Annotated in this window: 24 protein-coding genes and 1 tRNA gene; 15 read left to right on the top strand and 10 right to left on the bottom strand. The window is 64.9% G+C overall.

From position 1 onward, the window contains the following. Positions 1-167 precede the first annotated feature (167 nt). The 11 genes from CFE35_RS01320 to CFE35_RS22500 all read left to right on the top strand — a co-directional run bounded on the left by CFE35_RS01320 (position 168) and on the right by CFE35_RS22500 (position 7,125). Positions 168-1,484, top strand: a complete 1,317-nt coding sequence (locus CFE35_RS01320; RefSeq protein WP_292927136.1) for a site-specific integrase — start codon at positions 168-170, stop codon at positions 1,482-1,484. A 97-nt stretch (positions 1,485-1,581) separates the two neighbouring features. Beyond that, on the top strand, positions 1,582-1,944 hold the full coding sequence (locus tag CFE35_RS01315; RefSeq protein ID WP_292927134.1) for a hypothetical protein: 363 nt from the start codon (positions 1,582-1,584) through the stop codon (positions 1,942-1,944). A gap of 2 nt (positions 1,945-1,946) precedes the next feature. Next, positions 1,947-2,273, top strand: a complete 327-nt coding sequence (locus CFE35_RS01310) for a hypothetical protein (protein ID WP_292927132.1) — start codon at positions 1,947-1,949, stop codon at positions 2,271-2,273. Between the two features lie 416 nt (positions 2,274-2,689). Then, positions 2,690-2,875: a helix-turn-helix domain-containing protein gene (locus CFE35_RS01305; RefSeq protein ID WP_292927130.1), complete on the top strand. Its 186-nt coding sequence runs from the start codon at positions 2,690-2,692 to the stop codon at positions 2,873-2,875. Continuing rightward, positions 2,872-3,201, top strand: a complete 330-nt coding sequence (locus CFE35_RS01300) for a hypothetical protein (protein WP_292927128.1) — start codon at positions 2,872-2,874, stop codon at positions 3,199-3,201. Before CFE35_RS01305 ends, CFE35_RS01300 begins: the two co-directional genes overlap by 4 nt. Positions 3,202-3,204: 3 nt before the next feature. Further along, positions 3,205-3,390: a hypothetical protein gene (locus tag CFE35_RS01295; RefSeq protein ID WP_292927127.1), complete on the top strand. Its 186-nt coding sequence runs from the start codon at positions 3,205-3,207 to the stop codon at positions 3,388-3,390. Positions 3,391-3,436: 46 nt separating this feature from the next. Then, a complete protein-coding gene (locus tag CFE35_RS01290; protein ID WP_292927125.1) occupies positions 3,437-3,679 on the top strand; it encodes a hypothetical protein in 243 nt (80 codons plus the stop codon). A 172-nt stretch (positions 3,680-3,851) separates the two neighbouring features. Then, on the top strand, positions 3,852-4,679 hold the full coding sequence (locus CFE35_RS01285; RefSeq protein ID WP_292927123.1) for a toprim domain-containing protein: 828 nt from the start codon (positions 3,852-3,854) through the stop codon (positions 4,677-4,679). Continuing rightward, the gene (locus CFE35_RS01280) at positions 4,672-6,237 is read left to right on the top strand and encodes a DUF3987 domain-containing protein (protein WP_292927121.1); all 1,566 of its coding nucleotides are present in this window, start codon (positions 4,672-4,674) and stop codon (positions 6,235-6,237) included. Before CFE35_RS01285 ends, CFE35_RS01280 begins: the two co-directional genes overlap by 8 nt. Before the next feature lie 131 nt (positions 6,238-6,368). Next, on the top strand, positions 6,369-6,758 hold the full coding sequence (locus CFE35_RS01275) for a hypothetical protein (protein WP_292927119.1): 390 nt from the start codon (positions 6,369-6,371) through the stop codon (positions 6,756-6,758). Beyond that, entirely contained in the window at positions 6,751-7,125 is a 375-nt protein-coding gene (locus CFE35_RS22500) for an HGGxSTG domain-containing protein (RefSeq protein WP_366557084.1), read from the top strand. Before CFE35_RS01275 ends, CFE35_RS22500 begins: the two co-directional genes overlap by 8 nt. A 414-nt stretch (positions 7,126-7,539) precedes the next feature. Here CFE35_RS22500 and CFE35_RS01270 read toward each other — a convergent pair. Then, positions 7,540-7,629 (bottom strand) — tRNA-Ser (locus CFE35_RS01270). A gap of 166 nt (positions 7,630-7,795) precedes the next feature. Here CFE35_RS01270 and hspQ point away from each other — a divergent pair. Next, complete coding sequence (gene hspQ / locus CFE35_RS01265; RefSeq protein WP_292927117.1) at positions 7,796-8,176, top strand: heat shock protein HspQ; 381 nt, start codon at positions 7,796-7,798, stop codon at positions 8,174-8,176. A 46-nt stretch (positions 8,177-8,222) separates the two neighbouring features. Here the strand turns inward: hspQ and CFE35_RS01260 are convergent, their stop codons facing one another. Beyond that, positions 8,223-9,122: an ABC transporter permease gene (locus CFE35_RS01260; RefSeq protein WP_292927115.1), complete on the bottom strand. Its 900-nt coding sequence runs from the start codon at positions 9,120-9,122 to the stop codon at positions 8,223-8,225. Between the two features lie 124 nt (positions 9,123-9,246). Here CFE35_RS01260 and CFE35_RS01255 point away from each other — a divergent pair, with 124 nt between their 5' ends. Both CFE35_RS01255 and CFE35_RS01250 read left to right on the top strand, forming a co-directional pair. Beyond that, positions 9,247-9,978: a GcrA family cell cycle regulator gene (locus CFE35_RS01255; protein WP_292927113.1), complete on the top strand. Its 732-nt coding sequence runs from the start codon at positions 9,247-9,249 to the stop codon at positions 9,976-9,978. A 133-nt stretch (positions 9,979-10,111) separates the two neighbouring features. Further along, complete coding sequence (locus tag CFE35_RS01250) at positions 10,112-11,275, top strand: GGDEF domain-containing protein (protein ID WP_292927111.1); 1,164 nt, start codon at positions 10,112-10,114, stop codon at positions 11,273-11,275. On the opposite strand, the gene CFE35_RS01245 is transcribed toward CFE35_RS01250, so the two are convergent. The 7 genes from CFE35_RS01245 to CFE35_RS01215 form a co-directional block, all read right to left on the bottom strand. Further along, positions 11,232-11,990 (bottom strand): DUF3142 domain-containing protein, encoded by a 759-nt coding sequence (locus tag CFE35_RS01245; RefSeq protein WP_292927109.1) that lies wholly within the window; start codon positions 11,988-11,990, stop codon positions 11,232-11,234. The two genes, CFE35_RS01250 and CFE35_RS01245, sit on opposite strands and share 44 nt — an antisense overlap. Continuing rightward, entirely contained in the window at positions 11,987-14,107 is a 2,121-nt protein-coding gene (locus CFE35_RS01240) for a hypothetical protein (protein ID WP_292927107.1), read from the bottom strand. The genes CFE35_RS01245 and CFE35_RS01240 overlap by 4 nt, the downstream gene beginning before the upstream one ends. Before the next feature lie 115 nt (positions 14,108-14,222). After that, positions 14,223-16,526 carry a polyribonucleotide nucleotidyltransferase gene (pnp, locus tag CFE35_RS01235; protein WP_292927105.1) on the bottom strand — a complete coding sequence of 768 codons (2,304 nt, stop codon included), beginning with the start codon at positions 16,524-16,526 and terminating at the stop codon, positions 14,223-14,225. Positions 16,527-16,696: 170 nt separating this feature from the next. Beyond that, on the bottom strand, positions 16,697-16,966 hold the full coding sequence (gene rpsO / locus CFE35_RS01230) for a 30S ribosomal protein S15 (RefSeq protein ID WP_292927103.1): 270 nt from the start codon (positions 16,964-16,966) through the stop codon (positions 16,697-16,699). 5 nt (positions 16,967-16,971) lie between these two features. Further along, a complete protein-coding gene (gene truB, locus CFE35_RS01225) occupies positions 16,972-17,871 on the bottom strand; it encodes a tRNA pseudouridine(55) synthase TruB (protein WP_292927101.1) in 900 nt (299 codons plus the stop codon). A gap of 10 nt (positions 17,872-17,881) precedes the next feature. Then, positions 17,882-18,583: a site-2 protease family protein gene (locus CFE35_RS01220; protein ID WP_292927099.1), complete on the bottom strand. Its 702-nt coding sequence runs from the start codon at positions 18,581-18,583 to the stop codon at positions 17,882-17,884. Next, complete coding sequence (locus CFE35_RS01215) at positions 18,580-19,146, bottom strand: GNAT family protein (protein WP_292927097.1); 567 nt, start codon at positions 19,144-19,146, stop codon at positions 18,580-18,582. The genes CFE35_RS01220 and CFE35_RS01215 overlap by 4 nt, the downstream gene beginning before the upstream one ends. A gap of 208 nt (positions 19,147-19,354) precedes the next feature. Here CFE35_RS01215 and CFE35_RS01210 point away from each other — a divergent pair, with 208 nt between their 5' ends. Beyond that, positions 19,355-19,927, top strand: a complete 573-nt coding sequence (locus CFE35_RS01210) for a YceI family protein (protein WP_292927095.1) — start codon at positions 19,355-19,357, stop codon at positions 19,925-19,927. Here the strand turns inward: CFE35_RS01210 and rbfA are convergent. After that, positions 19,924-20,319, bottom strand: coding sequence for a 30S ribosome-binding factor RbfA (rbfA, locus tag CFE35_RS01205; RefSeq protein WP_292927093.1), 396 nt, complete (start codon positions 20,317-20,319; stop codon positions 19,924-19,926). The two genes, CFE35_RS01210 and rbfA, sit on opposite strands and share 4 nt — an antisense overlap. Between the last annotated feature and the right edge of the window lie 6 nt (positions 20,320-20,325).

The following is a 20,325-nucleotide window of genomic DNA, read 5'->3' as shown; positions in this document are numbered from 1 at the left end:
TCCTCCTAACTATAATTCAGAGCGGTTCGCATTAGGTCCATTTACCCCTTAATTTGCTGACGTTTGGTAGATAGGCAATTCACAGGCGTTCGCATTAGTCCCTTTCCGTTTATGGGCAACCGCGCTATCATTGTGGGCATCGATATGGGCAACAAGGAATGTCCGCCATGCCTCGCAAGCTGCACAATGCTCTAACTCCCGTCTCTGTCCGCAATGCTGGCCCCGGTCGCCATGCCGATGGCGGCGGGCTTTATCTGCGGGTGCAGGATGGCGGGGCACGCTCTTGGCTTTACCGTTCCACCGCTGGCGGGAAGGCGCGCGACATTGGCCTAGGCCCGGCGGCTGGTGCTGGCGCAATCGCACTGGCCGATGCCCGCGCCATGGCCCGCGAACTGTCCGCACAGGCCGCGAAAGGCGAGGCGCTGGAGGGCAAGCGCACCAAGGCCCGCAAAGCCGCTGCACAAGGGCAGGCCGAGGCTTTGACCCGCCGAACCTTCCGCGACGTGGCCGAGGCGTTCATTGACCGCAAAGAGGGCGGCTGGCGCAACGACAAGCATCGCCAGCAATGGCGCAATACGCTGGCCACCTATGTCTATCCGATCATTGGCGAGGTTCCCGTTTCGCTGATCGGCACCGATCACGTTTTGAAGGTGCTGGAGCCGATCTGGAACGACAAGCCTGAAACCGCCAGCCGAGTGCGGGGCCGGATTGAAAACGTGCTGTCAGCCGCGAAGGTGCAAGGGATGCGCTCTGGCGAAAACCCGGCGCTCTGGCGCGGGCACCTAGACCATATCCTGCCAAAGCCGGGCAAGTTGAGCCGGGGCCACCATGCCGCGCTCGCCTATGGCGAATTGCCCACATTCATGGCGGACCTTCGCGCGCGGGAAGCAGTTGCGGCGCGGGCGTTGGAGTTTGCAATCTTGACCGCCGCGCGAACTGGTGAAGTGATCGGCGCGACGTGGGCAGAGATTGACCTAGCGGCGGCTGTCTGGACCATTCCCGCCAACCGGATGAAGGCAGGGAAGGAACACTCTGTGCCCCTCTCCCCGCGCGCTGTGGCCGTTCTGGAGGCTGTCCAGTGCCACAATACCAAGGGCCGCGCCGATGCCCCGCTGTTCCCTGCCAGTGATGGCGAGGGGCTGTCAGGCATGGCCATGGCGATGCTTATTCGCCGGATGCACAAATCAGAGCAAGCCGAGGGCCGCACCGGTTGGATTGACCGCAAGGAAGGCGGGCGCTTGATTACATCGCACGGATTCCGCTCCACCTTCCGCGATTGGGCTGGCGAGCAATCGGCCTTCCCCCGCGAAGTGATCGAACATGCCTTGGCGCACCAACTGCCAGACAAGGCAGAGGCGTCCTATGCCCGTGCCACGTTGCTGCCCCGCCGCGTCAAGTTGATGGATGCATGGGCCGAGTATTGCGCCCGCCCCGCTGCGGCTGGTGGCACGGTTACGCCGATCCGGCAGGCCGAGGCAGTCTAAGGTTTCACCGGGCGCTAGGCCCGATGGAAGCGGGCCAGCAAAGGGATTGCGCCCCGATGCTGGCCCTAACCACAACCGACTAACTGGAGTCGAGAATATGGCTGACACTGCAATGACAACCGCCTTCGCAGCGGACAATGCTTTTCGGGCAATCAATACGTTGGCGCTAGAGGTACAGGCCCGCGCCCGCGAGGCAGCGCACCTTGTCGCCGCCATTGATAGTGCAAGCGATGATCTGTCCTACGGCGGTGAGGCAGGCGGCAAATCTCATGTCGAGGCAATTGATCGGATTGTTGTTTTCTGCCGTCTGGCGCGTGAAGCGGCCCGCCGCGCTGCCGAATTGGGGGAGCAAATCGAACTGGCTGCGAAACCGGGAAACACGCCTTGGGACGTTAGGGACAATAGGGACGATAGCGCATTGCAGGCGAGCGGCCCCGCTGCCGCGATCATGGGGGCGTGATTATGGCAAGCGCACCAGCCGACCGCGCGCCGGGCGTTGTCATACGCCCCGCCGCATTCCCGCCCGCCGCTGCCGCGCGCCTCGCCGCCAAGCTGTTGAACCGGCATTCGGCGCACGAAATTGCCGAGGCGGTCACTGTGCTGATCGATGTGCTGGACCTGATCGGCGGCGATCCCGATGCCGAGGAAAGCGACCCGCCAGAGGCCAACGGAGACGAGCGGGATATGTCCTGGCCTAATCGCATCGGCCAGCATCGCGCTCCGCCGAATATGGGCACAGAGGACGACGAACGGGACGACTTTGGCGAACCGGACGCGGGACTCCGATAAGGACAGATTGACGTGCTTGGCTGATTCGATTGGATCGCGGTGGCCTGCGGGCTGTGGTGAATGTGGGGGCGATGCTGTGCATAAGGCCGACCTCACGCTTACCCAGTCTCGGCGTGTGAATTACAACGCGTTCAAATGAACACGAAAGTTTTGCGACGAACTGAATCGAATTTTGATTTGTTTGCCTTGCGAATCCCCCCCCAAGGCGGACTACAAAACATCCATATGAACAAGAAAGGCCACGAAATGACGGATTAAACGAAACCCTCCAAACCGGTGAAGGCTGGAGGGTCCCGCGCGATAGATTGGCGTCCTCGCGAGGGCATTCCTAACCGCACCGTCGAAACCCGACAACGAAAAAGCGAACGCTGGCGAACTAATCGCCGGGCGCGCGCTCTGGTAAGGAATCCCTCTCCATGAATAGCATTTCCACTGAACCGCTCGCTTATTCCATCGCCGATGCCTGCCGCGTTTCCAGCATCGGAAAGACCAAGCTCTATTCCCTTATCAAGTCCAAGCGGCTGGAGGCGCGGCGCATCGATGGCCGAACGCTTATCCCCGCTGCCAGCCTTCGCCGCCTGATCGAAGGTGACGCGGCATGAGCGCGGCACAGGCACAACCCCTTGCCGAACTGGGGAGCGCGCTGGACCGGCTGGCATTCGAGCTTGCCGCAAGCGGTGATCTGGAGGGCCATTCGCCCGAACACTTCCAATGCCGAGTGCTTCCGATTCTCGCCGCGCTTCACGAAACGGTGAAGGCGGCGCGGGTGGCACTTGAACCGGCCATGGCGGAGGAACACCACCGGGCTATCGCTGGCAACTATTGGCGCGACCACTACCGCCGCAATCCGATCCCGAGCGCGGTTATGGAAGCGCACAAGCACGATAACCCCTTTGCGACCGGCTGGACCGGCAACGGGGAGGCGTGAGCCATGCTCCCAAAAAACGAAGCCCCAGCCGGGGCCGGGGCAACGCGCGACAAGCTGGCAGGCGGTTCGCACTTTTCCTCTACCTTCACCCGGCCAGCCGCGCAACTTCCGCGCCTTATAGCGCTCCACCTTGGGGCCGAGACGCTCGCCGCGCTCGCCCTGTTTGTGGGAGGGCAGGCCAATGGGTAGGCGCTCCACACGCACAAGCGGCGCGGCAATCGCATCGATGGGAAGCATGACCGATACGCTGCGGGCCATTTCCTACCGCTTGATCCATCAAGCCGGGGCGCACGGCATGACGGCGCTGGAGGTGGTTGAAGCCTCTGGCCGCAACCGCTGGGGCATCCAGCCGCGCATTTCCGAACTGGTATCGGCGCGAAGCGTGATCGATTCAGGGCGAACCCGGACCAATCCAAGCGGGCGCGCAGCTATCGTTTGGGTGGTGGCAGAGCATGGCCCGAACGGCGGTGCGGCATGAACGCGGCACAGACTTGCGAAACGTGCGCAGCGTTCAACCCTTCAAGGGATGGGAGCAACCGGGGCGAATGCCGCCGCCGTGCGCCTAGTCTGGTGGGGGATGCTCTCTGGCCAATCGTGGCGGGCCATGAATGGTGCGCCGAACGGCAACCGATGGATGGGAGGGCCGATCTGTGATCGGTGCTGCGGACCTTCGCGCCATCGCGGCGCAATACGGCGGGAAGCTAACAGGCCGCGAATGCGTGATACCGACGCCGGGCCATTCGCCGCGTGATCGGGGCACCGCCATACGGCTGGCACCGGGCGCACCGGATGGCGTGCTGGTGGCCTGCTACAACGGCGGGAAGGCCGAGGCCCTTGCGGTGAAGGATATGCTTCGCCGCGATGGCTTCCTGCCCCCTCGCGACGCAATACGCGCGCGCGAACTGACACAGGCCGAGCGCGATGCAATCCACCGGGCCGAGGCAGAGCGGGAACGGGTGAAGGCAGAGCAACACGCCAAAGCCGCCGAGGAAGCCCGCCAGAGACTCGCTGGCGCGCGTCCAGCCGATCCGGGCCACACATACCTAGCCCGCAAGCGCATCGCGCCAGAGGGGCTTTGGCAGGCCGGAAAATGGTTGCTGGTGCCGATGATCGATCCCGATGGCGTCCTGTGGAATGTCCAGAGCATCCCGCCAGAGGAAGGCGCGCCAAAGTTGTTCCACAAAGGCGGGCGCACAAAGGGCTTGCTGTGGCGCGTGGGCAAGGCCGTTGACCGGCTGGTGATCGGTGAAGGCGTGGCAACCGTTGCCGCTGTCCGCCGTGCCACTGGTCTGCCTGTTGTCGCTGCCATGACCGCTGGCAACCTGCCCGATATTGCCGAGGCGATACAAGCCAAGCGGCCAGACCTGACATTGATAATTGCCGCCGATGACGACGAACCGGGCCACCGTGCCGCGCGCCTCGCATCGCTTCGCACAGGCGCGCTTATCGCGCTGCCGGGAGGAACTTGGAATGGATAACCCCGCCCCCGCCTATTCGCGGCGCGATCATGCCGACCTAGATGATGGCGGAATCGTCGCCAGCATCGGCGTTGCCAAATCGGATTGGCCCGCGCCGGACCTGTCAATCTTGCAGGCCAGCCGCCGTCCCGCCGTGCCGATGCCTACCGGGCTGTTTGGCCCCGCGCTTCCCTTGCTGGAGGCCATCGCACAGGGCACGGCAACGCCGCTCGATTATCCCGCCGCCGCATTCCTGGCCACATGCGCCAGCCTGATCGGAGGCAAGCGCCGGGTGAGGCCCTACGCCACTTCCAATTGGGCAGAGCCGCCCATTCTGTGGATTGGTATCGTGGGCGACCCGTCCAGCCGCAAATCGCCGCCTATCGATGAAGTGCTGGAACCGCTGCGGGCAATCGAGCGCGATGGGGCGGACCTGCACAAGTCCGCGATGCACTCATGGAAGGAAGCCGAGCGGCGGGCCAAAGCAGTGCGCGACGACTGGGAGAAACGGTTAGGCGATGCTGTCAAAAAGGGCGCTGCCACCATGCCCGCGATGCCAGCCGCCGCGCATGAACCGGACGAACCGACCCGGCGGCGCACACTGGTTATGGACGCAACGCCCGAATCCATCGGCGCGATTTTGGCGGGCAATCCTCAAGGCACTTTGCTGGCGCGCGACGAGCTGGCGGGCTGGCTTCAATCGTTCGAGCGATACAGTCCGGGAGGGCGCGAACAATGGCTGGAGGCATACGGCGGGCGTTCGTTCGTGATCGATCGAAAGGGCGCGAAAGGCCCGCTGGCCGTGCCTTTCAACGGCGTGAGCGTGCTAGGCGGCATACAACCGGCGAAGATGGCCGAATGTCTACTGGCGTTCCCCGATGACGGGCTGGTGGCGCGTTTCCTTTGGATCTGGCCCGACAAGCTGAAATTCGCTCGCCCGCGCCAGTGTGCGGACCATTCCGCGCTTGAATCGGCATATCGGCGGCTGGAGGCGCTGGAGTGGGGCCGCAATGGCGATGGCCAGCCGGTTGCGATCCCATTGCCGCTATCAGCCAGCGCCGCCGATCTGTTTGAGGCATGGCAGGCGGACAACGCCGAATTTGATGATGATGCATCGGGGCTGTTGAAGTCGTTTGTCGGCAAGATGGATGGCGCGCTGTTGCGCATCGCCCTGACTTCCGAACTGGCCCGCTGGGCAATGAGCGGCGGGCCGGAACCGCGCGAAATATCGCTGGAGACAATCGAGGCCGCTGCCGAGTGGATTGACAGCTATGCCAAGCCGATGGCCGAGCGCGTCTATGGCGATGCCGCTTTGCCCGCTGCCGAGCGCGATGCGGCAATGTTGGCGCGCTATATCGTCAAAAAGGGTCTGCGGGCGTTCAACAAGCGCGAACTGAAGCGCAGCCCGCACAAGACCGCGCTACCCTCGCTGCGGAACGCCAAGGCCATGGATGCGGCACTGGAGGTGCTGGAGGATGGTGGGCTGGTTCGGGCTTCCGGCAAGCGCGATGGCGATGGCCCCGGACGTGCGAGCGGCGATTATACCGTGAACCCGGCATTGCATCGGGCCGCGCAATGAGCCGCTGGCGCGAACTGGCCCGGCACCTGAAAGCGCAAGAGCGCGGGACGGACTGTGCCGACACAAGCGCGCCAATGGCCCATTCTGTCCCTATCGTCTCTATTGTCCCGAGGGCTGTTTCTCAAATCGAGGTGCCCGCCGATCCCGCTGCATGGCTTGCCGCACTTGGCGCGCTCGATACCAGCCGCCCGCCAGCCGGGATTGCACCGGACCTGTGGCCCATATTGCTGGCCGATGCTCTGTGGATTGCGCGCATTCATGGCGAGGCCGCTGCGGCGCTGGGCTGGAGCGCATCCGACCTGTTTGGAATTGGACGGGAGCCGGGAAACGGTGGGCTTGCTGATCGGCTGGAGGGCGCGCGGCAACTGGCGTTCACCTCAAGCGTTGCGCGCTGGCGGGGCGAGGATTGCGAGGGCTGGCTTTGGCGGCGGACCCTGACAGCCAAGCCGGTTATCTGGACCGGGCAGGATTACGCGCGCGCGCGCGACGTGCGCGGAATGCGCGAAACCGATCATGGGTAGGCACACCAAAGCCTTTGCCGAGGTGCTGGCGCAATTTCACCTCGCCGCGCTCCGAATGCGCCAATTCGAGGATTGGGCCAAAGTGCAGCCGGATGACGTAAAGCGCATCCTGTTTCGCCAATGGTGGACAAAGGCGAGTGCAGCCGAAGCGGCTGGCCAATATGTGCCGAGCTTCCCCCGCTACCTTCGCGGGCTAACCTGCGGTGCGCGAAAGAAGAACGGCGAGCGATGCGGTTCCACTACCCTTTGCGCCAATGGCCGGTGCAAGTTTCATGGCGGCGCTTCAACCGGGCCGCGTACTGCCGAAGGGCGGGAGAGAGCCTTGCGGAACCTGACATTGGGGCGGTTGAAACGCGGGGACTCATAGCTTTGATTTAATACGGGCTTTTCCGGCTGACTTGTGCGGCCATAACGCGCGCGCAAAGGGGGGGCGGGCAAATGCTCTTGGCCTTGCGTTTGGTGACCGTCTGGACCCTGAAAATCTGTCATTCACAATTCAGAACATGCCCCCCTTAAGCCTGCCCGAGGTCGCCAGCCCGGGGGGGAGGTCAAAAGGCTAGGCCGCTCATTTCCAACACCGTCGCAACCCGCCAGAATTATCGCTAAACCCAATTTCCTTCCGCCATCGCACGCGCGCGTGCGCGATGTGTCCGGCTTGTCCGGCGCGCGTGAAAATTCACCCGCGTTCGATACCAGCCGCCTACCGCCGCAAATCTATTGTGGGCTTAGTCGTGGGCAACGCCCCAAACCTTGAATTTTATCAAATAAAATCAGGGGCACTTGGCGGAGAGGCAGGGATTCGAACCCTGGATACGGTCACCCGTATGCCGCATTTCGAGTGCGGTGCATTCGACCACTCTGCCACCTCTCCGCGAAGTGTCGTTGAGGCGGCTTGCACCGTCCCGGTCGAGGAAGCGCGCCGTTAGCGCATGGTCTGCCGCTTGCCAAGGGGAAACATGCCACACCCGAGGGACAATTCACGCTAAGGACACTAAGGCTCGCTTGTTTCGCGGCGGGAGAGGCCTATATTCGAGTGTATGGATCGCGCGAGTTTCTTTTCGCCCACGGCCGGTCGGCAGATCACGGCCCCCCACGTCTCCCGCGCGCGCTTCGCCATTGGCGATGTCGTGCGCCACAAGCTGTTCGATTTTCGCGGTGTGGTCTTCGATATCGATCCGGTCTTCGCCAACAGCGAGGAATGGTACGAATCGATCCCCGCCGAAATCCGCCCCCCGCGCGAGCAGCCGTTTTATCACCTCCTCGCCGAGAACGACGAGAACAGCTACGTCGCCTACGTCAGCCAGCAGAACCTGCTGTCAGACGCTGATGGCGGCCCGGTGGATCATCCTTCGGTGGACGAGATGTTCGAAGCCTTCCGCGAGGGGCGCTACCGCCTGCGCCGCGGCCTTTCGCATTAAGCTCTGACCGGGAGAGCGGCGGTGTGCCCGCCCTCCCCCGCCAGCCTCAGGCTTTGAGCTTCCAGCCCGACTGGAAGATGTAATAGATCGCGATCCACAGCACGAGGTTCAGCACGCCGAGCCCGATCGCGCCGTGCAGCACTGCCTCGTTGGTCGTGCCGATATCGCTCTGCCCCAGGAAACCGAAGCGGAAGCCCGAGATCACGTAGAAGATCGGGTTGAACCGGCTCACCGTCTGGAAAACCGGCGAAAGGTTGCTGATCACGTAGAATGTGCCAGAAAGCATCGACATCGGCGTGATCACGAAATTGGTGATCGCCGCGTTGTGATCGAACTTTTCCGCCCACAGCGAGGTCAGCACGCCGATCAGCGCCAGCAGGATCGCGCCCATCAGGCCAAACCAGATCACCGCCCAGGGGTGCTGGACGGTCAGATCCACGCCCGGCCAGAACAGCATGGCTCCCGCAACCGCCAGGCCGACGAGGACCGCGCGCGTGACGGCCGCGGCCACCAGCGCGAGGATCAGTTCCGCGTTCGAGATCGGCGGCATCAGGTAATCGATGATGGTGCCCTGGATCTTGCCGACCAGCAGCCCGAAGCTCGAATTGGCGAACGAATTGTTGATCATGCCCATCGCGATCAGGCCCGGCGCGACAAACGTGGCGAAGGGCACGCCCAGCACCACGCGGCCGCCGCCGCCCAATGCGAGCGTGAAGATCATCAGATAGAGCAAGGTTGTAACCGCCGGTGCCCAGATCGTCTGGGTCTGCACCTTGAAGAAACGGCGCACCTCCTTCATATAGAGGGTCCACAGCCCCAAGCGATTGATGCTGCGGAAGCGCAGCTCACCCGGCGGAGGAAAATCTCCCGCCCGGCTGGGCTGTCCGCTGATGGATTTGGCCCCGGTGAGGGGCACGGATTGTTGGAGCGTCGGTTGATCGGCCATGCACGGTGCGGTATCGCGCATGCCGGATCAAGGCAAGGCATTGCACCGCCTGCCCGCAAAGGGCCGGCAAAGGCCTGCGGCCAACATGGCGCGCAGAGCACGTTTTGAAGGGTTTGTAACGGAAATGAGCTGGACCGACGAGCGGATCGAAAAGCTGACCAAGATGTGGGAAGGCGGCTCCACCGCCAGCCAGATCGCAGACGAGCTTGGCGGGGTCAGCCGCAATGCCGTTATCGGCAAGGCGCACCGCCTCGGCCTCAAGGCCCGCCCCTCGCCGGTCAAGCCCAACGAGAAGAGCGAGGCCGCCCCGACCAAGACCCCGCGCCCTGTGCCCGAACCTGCCGCACCCGCCGAACCGCGCGTGGCGGCTCCGCGTCCGGCACCTGCTGCACCGGCCAGCCCGCCGCCTGCGCCGCGCGCGCCGGTGGCACCGGTGGAGGCCGCGCCTGCGCCGGCTGCTCCGGCCCCTGCCTCCACGGCTCCGGCCGCTGCGGCAGATGCCCCCACCCCGCCGCCGCAGCCACGCATCGTCTCGGTCGGCCCAGGCGGGTTCCTGCGCCAAGGCCCCGGCGATCAGCAGGCACCGATTCCCCCTGCCCCGCCGCGCCGCCTCGTGCCCGCGCGCCCCAGCCAGGAAGTGGCCGACAAGACCGGGCTGCTCGATCTCAACGATCGCATCTGCCGCTGGCCGATGGGCCATCCGGGCGAACCTGATTTCCATTTCTGCGGCGACAAGGTGAACCCCGGTTTCCCCTATTGCGTGGAACATTGCGGGCGCGCCTATCAGGCCCAGCTCCCGCGCGGCCATCGCCGTCCGCCGCCGCCGATGCCGTTCGGCGGCCCCAGGGTCCGCTAAGGCGGATACCACAAGCCGCGTGCTCCAGTCGGGGCACGCGGTTAGGTCCGTTCCGGTCTAAAAACCCCGGTTTTCCGTCACTTTTGCCCCATCACGTGGTTAATTCCGCGTCGCTTCCACCGTTCTCGTCTGCATGAGCGAACAGACGTCAGACGAGAGCGCGCGCAAGTCGCGGTGGTGGCAATGGTTCAGCGGCAGCACCGCAGAAGATGCGGCCGAGCCCGAACTGGATGCGGCGGCCCCGCGCGAATTGACCGCGCGCGAAGTCTGGCTGCCCGCCAAACGGCGCATGATCAGCAAGATCGCCGACTTCCTGATCGACCACGATCTCGAAGTCCTGCCTGCCACGCTGACCGTTGCCTATGAATGCGTCACCGGCGGCGCGCCGCGCCTTGCCCAGCTGATCCTCGAACGCACCGAAAAGGGCCTGCCGATCACGCTCGGCTGGATCGAGGAACAGCGCTGCGAAAGCACGAATGACAAGAACAGCGAGGCCCTCGCCGTGCTGCTGGGCCGGCTGGAAGGCAGCCTCGACGAATTCAGCAAGACCACCACCGGCGCGCGCACCGCGACCAGCGAATACAGCAGCGCGCTTCGGCAGCATGTCGACGATCTCGAAGGCGTCGGCCGCGCCGGGGTCGTCATCACCGAACTGGCTGCGCTGACCCGGGCGATGATGGAACGCAGCATTGCGATCGAGACCGAACTGGCATGCAGCGAACGGCGCGCGCAATCGCTGCAGACCACGCTCGAAGAGACCCGCAAGATGGCGGACATGGACCACCTGACCGGACTGCCCAATCGCCGCGCGTTCGATCACATGCTCGAACGCGAAATGCGCGAGGCGGTTGCGGCGGGCGAATCGCTGTGCGTGGCCTTCGTCGATATCGATCACTTCAAGCGCGTGAACGATACCCACGGCCATCCGGCGGGTGACCGCGTGCTGAAATTCGTGGGCGAGACGCTCAACCGCATCGCCGATGCGCGCTGCTTCGTGGCGCGGCATGGCGGCGAGGAGTTTGCGGTGATCTGGCGCAACCACACCATCGAAAAGGCGTTCAGGAAGCTCGACGCCGCGCGCGAGGAGATCGCCGAACGCCGCCTCGTCAACCGGGCCAACGATTCTCCTTTCGGCAAGATCACGTTCTCCGGCGGGATCGCCGATGTCTTCGCCTATCCCGAGAAAAGCGCCGCGCTGAAGGCGGCGGACGAGGCGCTCTATGCTGCCAAGGAATCGGGCCGCAACCGCATCCTCAGGGCTGGCGAGAGCCCCGATCCGCAAGCCCAGGCGGCCTAGGCTTCGCTGGTTTCAAGAGGAACACGACATAGCCCGCAAAGCGCTTGTCCCGGGCGAGCGCTGCGGGCGGCGTCCATTCCCCGCCTTCCACCAGCGCGATCTTGTGGCGCAGCGGCAGCGTGTCGATATGGGCGAACCACGCGCCGTAGCCGGGGATCGTGGTGCGCCCCTGATAGGTCTGGATCACCACTTCATCGACCAGCCCCGCCAGCTTTGCCAGTTCGGCGGGGTCGCCATTCGCGCTCCAATCCAGCAGCCCGGTGATCGAAAGCCGCGTCCCCGGGGGCAGTTCGCGCCGCACGCCTTCAAGAAACGCGCGGTAGCGATGCAGCCCCGGCGTCGCGGCATCGAAATCGATCTGCAAGCCTTCGAGCCGATTGCCCGCTGCCCGCCACCGCGCGAGCATGGCGCGCACCCCGTCCCACACCGGCGCATCCCAATCGAGCCGCTCGCTGCGGATCGTGAGCCACACCCGCGCGCGGCGCACATGCGGCACCCCGGCGCGCATATCGATCAGCCGCGCAGGCCCGCCGCGCCGGATTTCCCCGCCGAGGATATAGATCTCGCTCGCCTTCGCCACGGCTGGCGGCGGCGGCACCCCGGCCCAGAGGAAGAACTGGTCATAAGCCGACGGATCGACGCGCGGCGCGGCAGGGCGCCCACAGCCGCTCAGCACGAGCACGGCGAGCAGCAGGCCCGCTCGGCAGCGTCTCACCAGTAATACTTCAGCTTCTGCGTCCACGTGCTGCGCGGAAATTCGCGCTTGAGCCGGTCATACCAGCCCTTGCGCTGCGCCACCAGCACATCGGCCCCGCCGCACCCGTTGTACGCCGAGGGCGCATAGCACTGGACCGCGCGGAAGAGGGCATAGGCTCGGTCATCCGGCGCGGTGCGCGGATCGGCGATGGCGGCGGCGTAGATCGTGCCGCGCGGCAGGGGCGTGCCGGGATAGTCGTTCGCCGCCCCGCCCAGCGCCTGTTTCGCCGGGGCCGTATCGAGCACGGTGAAGCCATCGAACCCATTCAGCCGCCAGAAATCAGCCAGACACAACCGCGCATGGATATCCTGCGGATTGGCGGCCAGCGCCGCCGCCGTGGCAGGCAGCGATGCACAGGCAAAGCCCGCCTGTGCCGTCTTCCCCTTGGCAAACAGCCCGACCGGCGCTGCCGAGCCCGGACCGAAACCCCACAGCCCGTCAACCGGCGCAGCGCCGCGCACCAGCGGCAGATTGCTGCCGAAACCGGCGTAGTCGCCCCGGCTCAGCTGCTTGTAGAGCAGCGTGAACAGCGCCGTATCGCGCTCTTCCTGCGGGCGCGCGGTATCGAGCGCGGCACGGCGCAGCAGCGCAGGACCGGCGGAATGCGCGATCAGGATTTCGCGCACCATGCGGTCGGTGATCGGCGATCCGGGCGCGAACACCTGCGCCAGCTTGCCGTGCCGCTCCCAGTTCATCGCGAGGCCGAGTTCGACCGTGGGCCGCTGCCACAAGTCCTTCGCGCCGCCGAGCAGTTCCAGCCAGAAGCCTGCCTCGTTGGGATCGCCCTTGGCCGCCAGCGCCTGCCCGCGCAGCACCTGCCGGCTGAACGCCAGCGGCGTGTACGCCGCCTTGCGCGCATCGTCCGGGATCAGCTGCAGCACTCGCGCGTAGTCCTTGCCGACATAGAACGCGTGGTTCGCCTGAAGGAACGCGTAAAGCTCGGGCGCGCGCAGGAAGCTCGCCTGCTGGCTGGCGAGCGTCGCGGCATCGAGCGGCGTCTCTGAGCCAACCGCGTTGTCATCCGCCGGATCGGCCACGCGCATTGCCTTGAGGTCTGCCGCTGCCAGCAGCAGCAAGCCGCCGACGCGGGCATCGGGATTGTCCCCGCTCGAAAGATACTTGTTGTCCGCCTCGTTGATCAGCGAGACGAGCCCGGCCCCGTCCTGCGGGGCCGCTGTCAGCAAGGCCTCATAGCGCTCGCCCAGCGCGGCGAAATCGCCCGCAAGCCACAGCGCGCGCCGCTCCAGCCCGGCTGCGGAGGCAGCGTAGCGGCCGTTGGGATAGGCCTTCAGATATTCCGCCAGTGCCGCCTTGCCGCGCACGGCGGCGGCCTTGTCGACCGACTTGATGCCGTCGAAAAAGCCGTATTCGTCGATGCTTTTCGCCAACGCGGCGCGCAGTTCGGACCGCGCCTGCATGTAGCGTGCGGTTTCCGCCACCCACGGGTCCGGCGCGCTGGCGAGCGCGGCATAGCCGCTCGCTGCTTCGCCATAGCGGGCCGCATAGAACGCATCGGACGCGGCCAGATAGCCGAGGAACGCCTTGCCGGGGGCGCTGCCCACCGCCACGCCGGGAAGCACCGCCGGGAGCGCCGCATCGCTGCACCGCGCGACCAGCTGATCGCGCGCTGTGGCAAGCGCGGTCCGTTCGCCGCCCGGCAGGGCCTTGTTCGCGGCCAGCGCGGCGGCAAACGCCGGCGTGCCATCGCGGTAGAACGCGCAAGGGCTATCGAGGATCGTGGCCGGGGGATCGGCCAGCGGATCGGCTGCGGGCACCCATTGCCGCGATGCCATGCCCCAATCGAGGAACGTGTGGCCAAAGCCCGTCTCGTCATAGCCCGGATCGGGATAGGCAGTGCCGCTGGCGAGCCCCAGCCCCGCCTTGTCGCGCAGCAGCGCAAGCAGGTTGAGGCGGCTGTCATTGCCCGGCGCGATGACCACGTGGTTGTGGCAGGCCTGTGATCCGCCAAACAGCGACCACACCGGCTCGCACCCCACATCGGCGCAGGCCAGCGCCGCACCCGATGAGGCAAGCAGCCCCGCCAGAACCGCGCCCTTGGTGAGCCTGAACCGCATCCTCATATCCCCTTAAAATGCCGCTCGCATCGTCGTTCGCCCGCCTCGCCAAGGCAAGAAAAAAGGGCCCGCGTTGCCGCGAGCCCTCGTTTCAATTGGCTTCAAACCGGAGCGATCAGTCGTCCGACTTGAGGAACGCCGGGACATGGTCACCGCCGCCCTCGCCGCCGCCACGCGGGCCGCGATCACGACCGCCTCCGCCGTCACGACGCGGACCACGATCACCGCGCGGGCCACCCGGGCCACGACGATCGCCGCGATCACCGCGATCGCCACGATCACCGCGCGGCTCGCGCGGTTCGCGGGGCGGACGGGTGTCTTCCAGCTCGGCGCCGGTTTCCTGATCGACGACGCGCATGGAAAGGCGAACCTTGCCGCGCGGATCGATCTCGAGCACCTTGACCTTCACGGCCTGGCCTTCCTTGACCACATCGGTGGGCTTTTCCACGCGCTCGTTGCGCATTTCCGACACGTGGACGAGGCCGTCCTTGCCGCCCATGAAGTTCACGAACGCGCCGAAATCGACGATGTTCACGACCTTGCCGTCATAGACCTTGCCGACTTCGGCTTCTTCCACGATGCCGAGGATCCATGCCTTGGCCGCTTCGATCTGGTTGATGTCAGACGAGCTGATCTTGATCAGGCCCTCGTCATCGATATCGACCTTGGCGCCGGTTTCCGCGACGATCTCGCGGATCACCTTGCCGCCAGTGCCGATCACTTCGCGGATCTTCGACTTGTCGATCTGGATCGTCTCGATGCGCGGCGCGTGGGCCGAAAGCTCGGTGCGAGCCGAACCCAGTGCCTTGGTCATCTCGGCCAGGATGTGCGCGCGGCCTTCCGAAGCCTGCGACAGCGCCTGCGCCATGATCTCGCGCGTGATGCCCGCGATCTTGATGTCCATCTGCATCGTGGTGATGCCGGCGCTGGTGCCGGCCACCTTGAAGTCCATGTCGCCGAGGTGATCCTCGTCGCCGAGGATGTCAGACAGCACGGCGAACTTGTCGCCTTCCAGGATCAGACCCATCGCGATGCCCGAAACCGGACGTTCGATGGGAACGCCAGCGTCCATCATCGAAAGGCAGCCGCCGCAGACAGTCGCCATCGAGGACGAACCGTTCGACTCGGTGATGTCCGAGAGAACACGGATCGTGTAGGGGAACTCGTCCTTGGTCGGCAGCACCGGGTGCAGCGCGCGCCATGCCAGCTTGCCGTGGCCCACTTCGCGGCGGCCCGGAGCACCGAAACGGCCAACTTCGCCAACCGAGTACGGCGGGAAGTTGTAGTGCAGCATGAAGCGCTGATACGACAGGCCATCAAGGCCATCGATCATCTGCTCGGCATCCTTGGTGCCCAGCGTGGTGGTGCAGATCGCCTGCGTTTCGCCGCGCGTGAACAGCGAGGAACCGTGCGTGCGCGGCAGGAAGCCGACGATCGATTCGATCGGGCGGACCTGCGTGGTGGTGCGCCCGTCGATACGCGTGCCGTCCTTGAGGATGGCGCCGCGCACGATATCGGCCTCGACCTTCTTCATGGTCTTCATCGCGACCATCTGGGTCTGCGCGCCTTCGGAAGCGAACGCTTCCTTGGCCTTGGCCCGCGCTTCGTTCAGCGCGTTGGAGCGCGCCGACTTGTCGGTGAGCTTGTAGGCCGCAGCCACATCCTTGCCGACGATGTCCTTGAGCTTCTTCTTGATGTCAGCCGTGTTGTCGGTGAGATCGATCTGCCAAGGCTCCTTGGCGGCCTTTTCAGCCAGATCGATGATCGCGTTCACAACCTTGCGGATCTCGTCATGCGCAAAGACCACCGCGCCGAGCATTTCGTCCTCGGTCAGTTCCTTGGCTTCGGATTCCACCATCATCACCGCGCCGCCGGTGGCAGCAACGACGAGATCGAGGCGGCCTTCGGCAACCTGCGACATCGACGGGTTGAGCTGGTACTCGCCGTCCTTGAAGCCGACGCGCGCCGCGCCGATCGGGCCCATGAACGGAACGCCCGAGATGGTGAGCGCAGCCGACGCCGCGATCATCGCCACGATATCGGGCTCAGTCTCACCGTCATAGCTCAGAACCTGGGCGATGACGTTGATTTCGTTGTAGAAACCTTCGGGGAACAGCGGACGCACCGGGCGATCGATCAGGCGGGAAACCAGCGTTTCCTTTTCCGTCGCGCCGCGCTCGCGCTTGAAGAAGCCGCCCGGGATGCGCCCGGCGGACGAGAACTTTTCCTGATAGTGCACAGTCAGCGGGAAGAAGTCCTGGCCTTCCTTGACCTTCTTGGCGGCGGTCACCGCGCAGAGCACAACGGTTTCGCCATAGGTGGCGAGGACCGCGCCGTCAGCCTGACGGGCAATGCGGCCGGTTTCCAGAGTGAGGGTCTTGCCGCCCCACTCCAGCGATACTGTCTTGACGTCGAACATGAGTTTTCCTTCGAGCCCGCGCACCCAATTGCGCACGGGGTTTGCTGCCGGGTGTGCCGTCCCGGTCCGGTGCGGGGCCTGTTTGCGGCCCCCGGGTGTCCCGCACGCCGAATTGCGTAGCGGGTGCCAGATGCAAAAAGCGGCCCACGTGGGGGCCGCTTTCCGCTTGGTTACTTGCGCAGACCGAGCTTCTGGATGAGGGCATTGTAGCGCGCCACATCCTTTTTCTTGAGATAGTCCAGCAGCGAGCGCCGCTTGTTGACCATCATCAGCAGCCCGCGGCGCGAATGGTTATCCTTGTGGTGAGCCTTGAAGTGCTCGGTCAAGGTGAGGATGCGGCTCGTCAGGATCGCGACCTGCACTTCGGGCGAACCCGTGTCGTTGGCAGCGCGCGCGTTGTCCGCAATGATTTCCTGCTTCTTTTCAGCGGTAACCGACATGTATCTTACTCCGCGACATCGGGAAGGTTGAACCCCCGCGCGACGGTCAGGACGGAGCCTGAAAGCTGAACCAGAGCGACCGGAACAAGTCCGGAGCGCACCCAGTAGAGCCCGTCATCATGGGGCAGCCCGTCAAGAACGCGGCCCTGGCGGACCGCCCTTGCCTGCTCGGGCGTAAGGTCAAGAGCCGGGATGTCGACCAGCCCTGCCTGCAGCGGCAAGAGTACGTGTTCAAGGGGTGCGCCCTTACCCACATCGTTCAATTTGTCCAGCGAAATCGCCTCGGCGAGCCCGAATGGCCCCGCGCGCAGGCGGCGCAGCATGGTCACATGCCCCACCGTGCCAAGCGCCTGCGCGACATCGCGCGCAAGGCTGCGGATATAGGTGCCCTTGGAAACATGGGCGATGAGGGTGACTTCACCTGCGCTTGCCGATGCAACCTGCAGGCTATGGATCGTCACCGAGCGGCTCTTCATCTCCACCGCCTCCCCTGCCCGTGCGCGGTCGTAAGCGCGTTCTCCGTCGATCAGAATGGCGGAATAGGCCGGCGGCACTTGCTCGATAGGCCCGGTGAAGCGCGGCAGCACGGCCGCGATCTCCTCAAGCGATGGCCACACATCGCTGGTGGCGATCACCTTGCCTTCCAGATCGAGCGTATCGGTTTCAGCGCCGAAACGGATGGTGAAAGCATACTCCTTGCTCGCATCGAGCATCCGCCCCGCCAGCTTGGTCGCCTCGCCCACCGCGATCGGCAACACACCTGTCGCCAACGGGTCAAGCGTGCCGCCGTGGCCCACTTTGACCTTGCCAAAGCCCGCCTGCCGCAAGTTGCGCTTCACCGCAGCCACGCCTTGCGTCGAACCCAGCCCGTGCGGCTTGTCCAGAATGATCCAGCCGTTCACCATGCCCGTGCGCTCAATCGAGCTCCGGCCCGGCAACGAACGCCACGATATGCTCGAACTGGCTGAGCATCCATTCCATCGGCGGGCCGATCAGCCGGTCCACGATATGCAGCCCCGGCACGAGCCACGGCAGCACGATGAACACCGCCATGAACAGCGGAATGCCGATGGGCTCGATCCGGTCCAGCAGCCGCACGCCCGCCGCCGGAGCAAGGCCCCGCACGATGCGCGAGCCATCGAACGGCGGCAGCGGCAGCAGGTTGAACGTGCCCAGAAACACGTTGATCGCGATGAAGTTCTTCAGGTTGTCCGCAGCAAACAGCACGCCCGGCCCCGGTGTCCCCTGTGGACCGACGGTGCGCAGCAGCAGTCCGAACGCGGCGGCAGCAAACGCGGCAAGCACAAAGTTCGTCAGCGGCCCCGCCGCCGCAACCAGCGCCATGTCGCGCTTGGGATGGCGCAGCCGCAAGTAGTTGACCGGCACCGGCTTGGCCCAGCCAAACACCGGCAGGCCCAGCAGCTTGAGCATCCCCGGCAGGATCAACGTGCCCATCGGATCGACATGCCGCAGCGGGTTGAGGCTGAGCCGCCCTTGCTCATGCGCCGTGGGATCCCCCAGCAGGCGCGCGGCCCAGCCATGGGCAATCTCGTGGAACACGATGGCAAACACCATCGGCACCACCAGCGTGGCGGCAAGATAGAGCGTATTGTTCATGCGCTGGCGGCCTGATCACCCTTTGCCTGCCAATCGGCTCGCAGCAGGCCGTAGATCACGGTATCGCGCACACGGCCCGTCCAGGTCTTGCGCTCGCGACGCATCACGCCTTCCTCCACCGCACCCAGCTTGCGCACGGCAGCGCGGCTGCGGGCGTTGATCACATCGACCTTGAACACCACGCGCTCATAGCCGCAGGCAAACACGTGATCGATCATCAGCCGCTTCAATCGCCCGTTGAAGCCGGTGCTGCGCAAGGAGGGCACGATGAAGCTGTTGCCGATCTCGATCGACCAGCCCGGATCGCCGAACGCGATCCATGCGGTCATGCCGACGACTTCGCCGTCTCGCAGCACGGCATAGACGCAGCGCCCCGGCGGGCTGAAGAGCAGGCTATCGAACTGCGGATCGAAATGCTCGCCCGCATAACAGAACGGGTAGATTTCCCAGATCTCGCTGTCCTCGGCGCAGGCCGCGCGCAAGGCTTCGCGGTGATCCTCGCGCAGCGGCTCGATCCGCAGATCGGCTGCCTCCAGCGGCACGTAGAGTTGCGCGATGCTCATCGCAGGGTGCTGCCGGTGGCCGGCTGGCGGAAAGGGAGGCTTGCCATAGGCATCGTCACATAGGCATTGCGGCGCGAAAGCCAAGCACTGGCGGCGCGGCTGCCGCGCAAATCACACCGCAAGGCCCTAGGCCGGAATGAAGCGGGTTCACCAACCGTTGAAACAAGTGTCACGAACCGTTCACTCGCGCCCGCCCACAAGGACCGCCATGACCCGCTTCCTGCTCCCCCTCGCCGCGCTCCTGGCAGCGTTCGCCCCCGCCGCGGCGCAGGCAGGAGACTTGCGCTACGTGATCGACCGCAGCGCCAGCCACGTCGATGCCAAGGTCGCCTTCCTCGGCATCGCATCGAAGACCGCGAAGTTTCCGGATATGTCGGGCACGTTCAACCTTTCGTTCGCCGATCTCGAAGCGCTCGACATGGTCGTCGATATCGACGCACGCACGCTGACGACCGGGGATTCGCAAACGAAAACGCTGCAAGGCAAAAGCTTCTTCGATGTCGCGCACCATCCCACCGTGCGCTTTGTCGGGCGGCGGCTGAAGATGAACGGTGAACGCACCGCCAGCGTGGAAGGCCAGATCACCGCGCGCGGCGTGACCCGTCCGATCACACTCACCGTCACGTTCTCGGTCCCGCCGTTCTCCACCGGCGGCACCCAGCCCATTTCCATCGTCGGCACCGGGGTGATTGATCGCCGCCAATTCGGGATGACGGCCTATCCTATCATCATCGGATCGATGGTCAACGTGACGATCCGGGCGCGGATGGTGCCGGGTTAATCTTCGGTCAGATCACGTTGCACCTTGGGATCGGCCAGCAGCTTGTCAATGTGCCCCGCCACATCGAAGCTCTCGTCGGCCTGAAAGCGCATCTTGGCGGCGTATTTCAGGCGCAGGCGCTGCGCCACTTCCTTCTGGAAAAACGCGGTATTGGTGCGCAGCGCTTTCAGCACCGCCTCCTCGTTCGCGCCGAGCAGCGGCTTGATATAGGCCGTCGCGTGCCGGAGATCGGGCGACATACGCACTTCCGTCACGGAGACCGAATGCGCGCTCAGCACCTCGTCGTGCACTTCCTGCCGCATCAGCAGCTCCGAAAGGATATGGCGCACTTGTTCGCCCACCTTGAGCAGGCGGACCGAGCGCGTTTCGGGAGATGCGGGCTGTTTTGCCATCGTACT

Source organism: Novosphingobium sp. PASSN1 (assembly GCF_002278815.1).
This window is presented reverse-complemented; position numbering and strand designations above follow the sequence as displayed.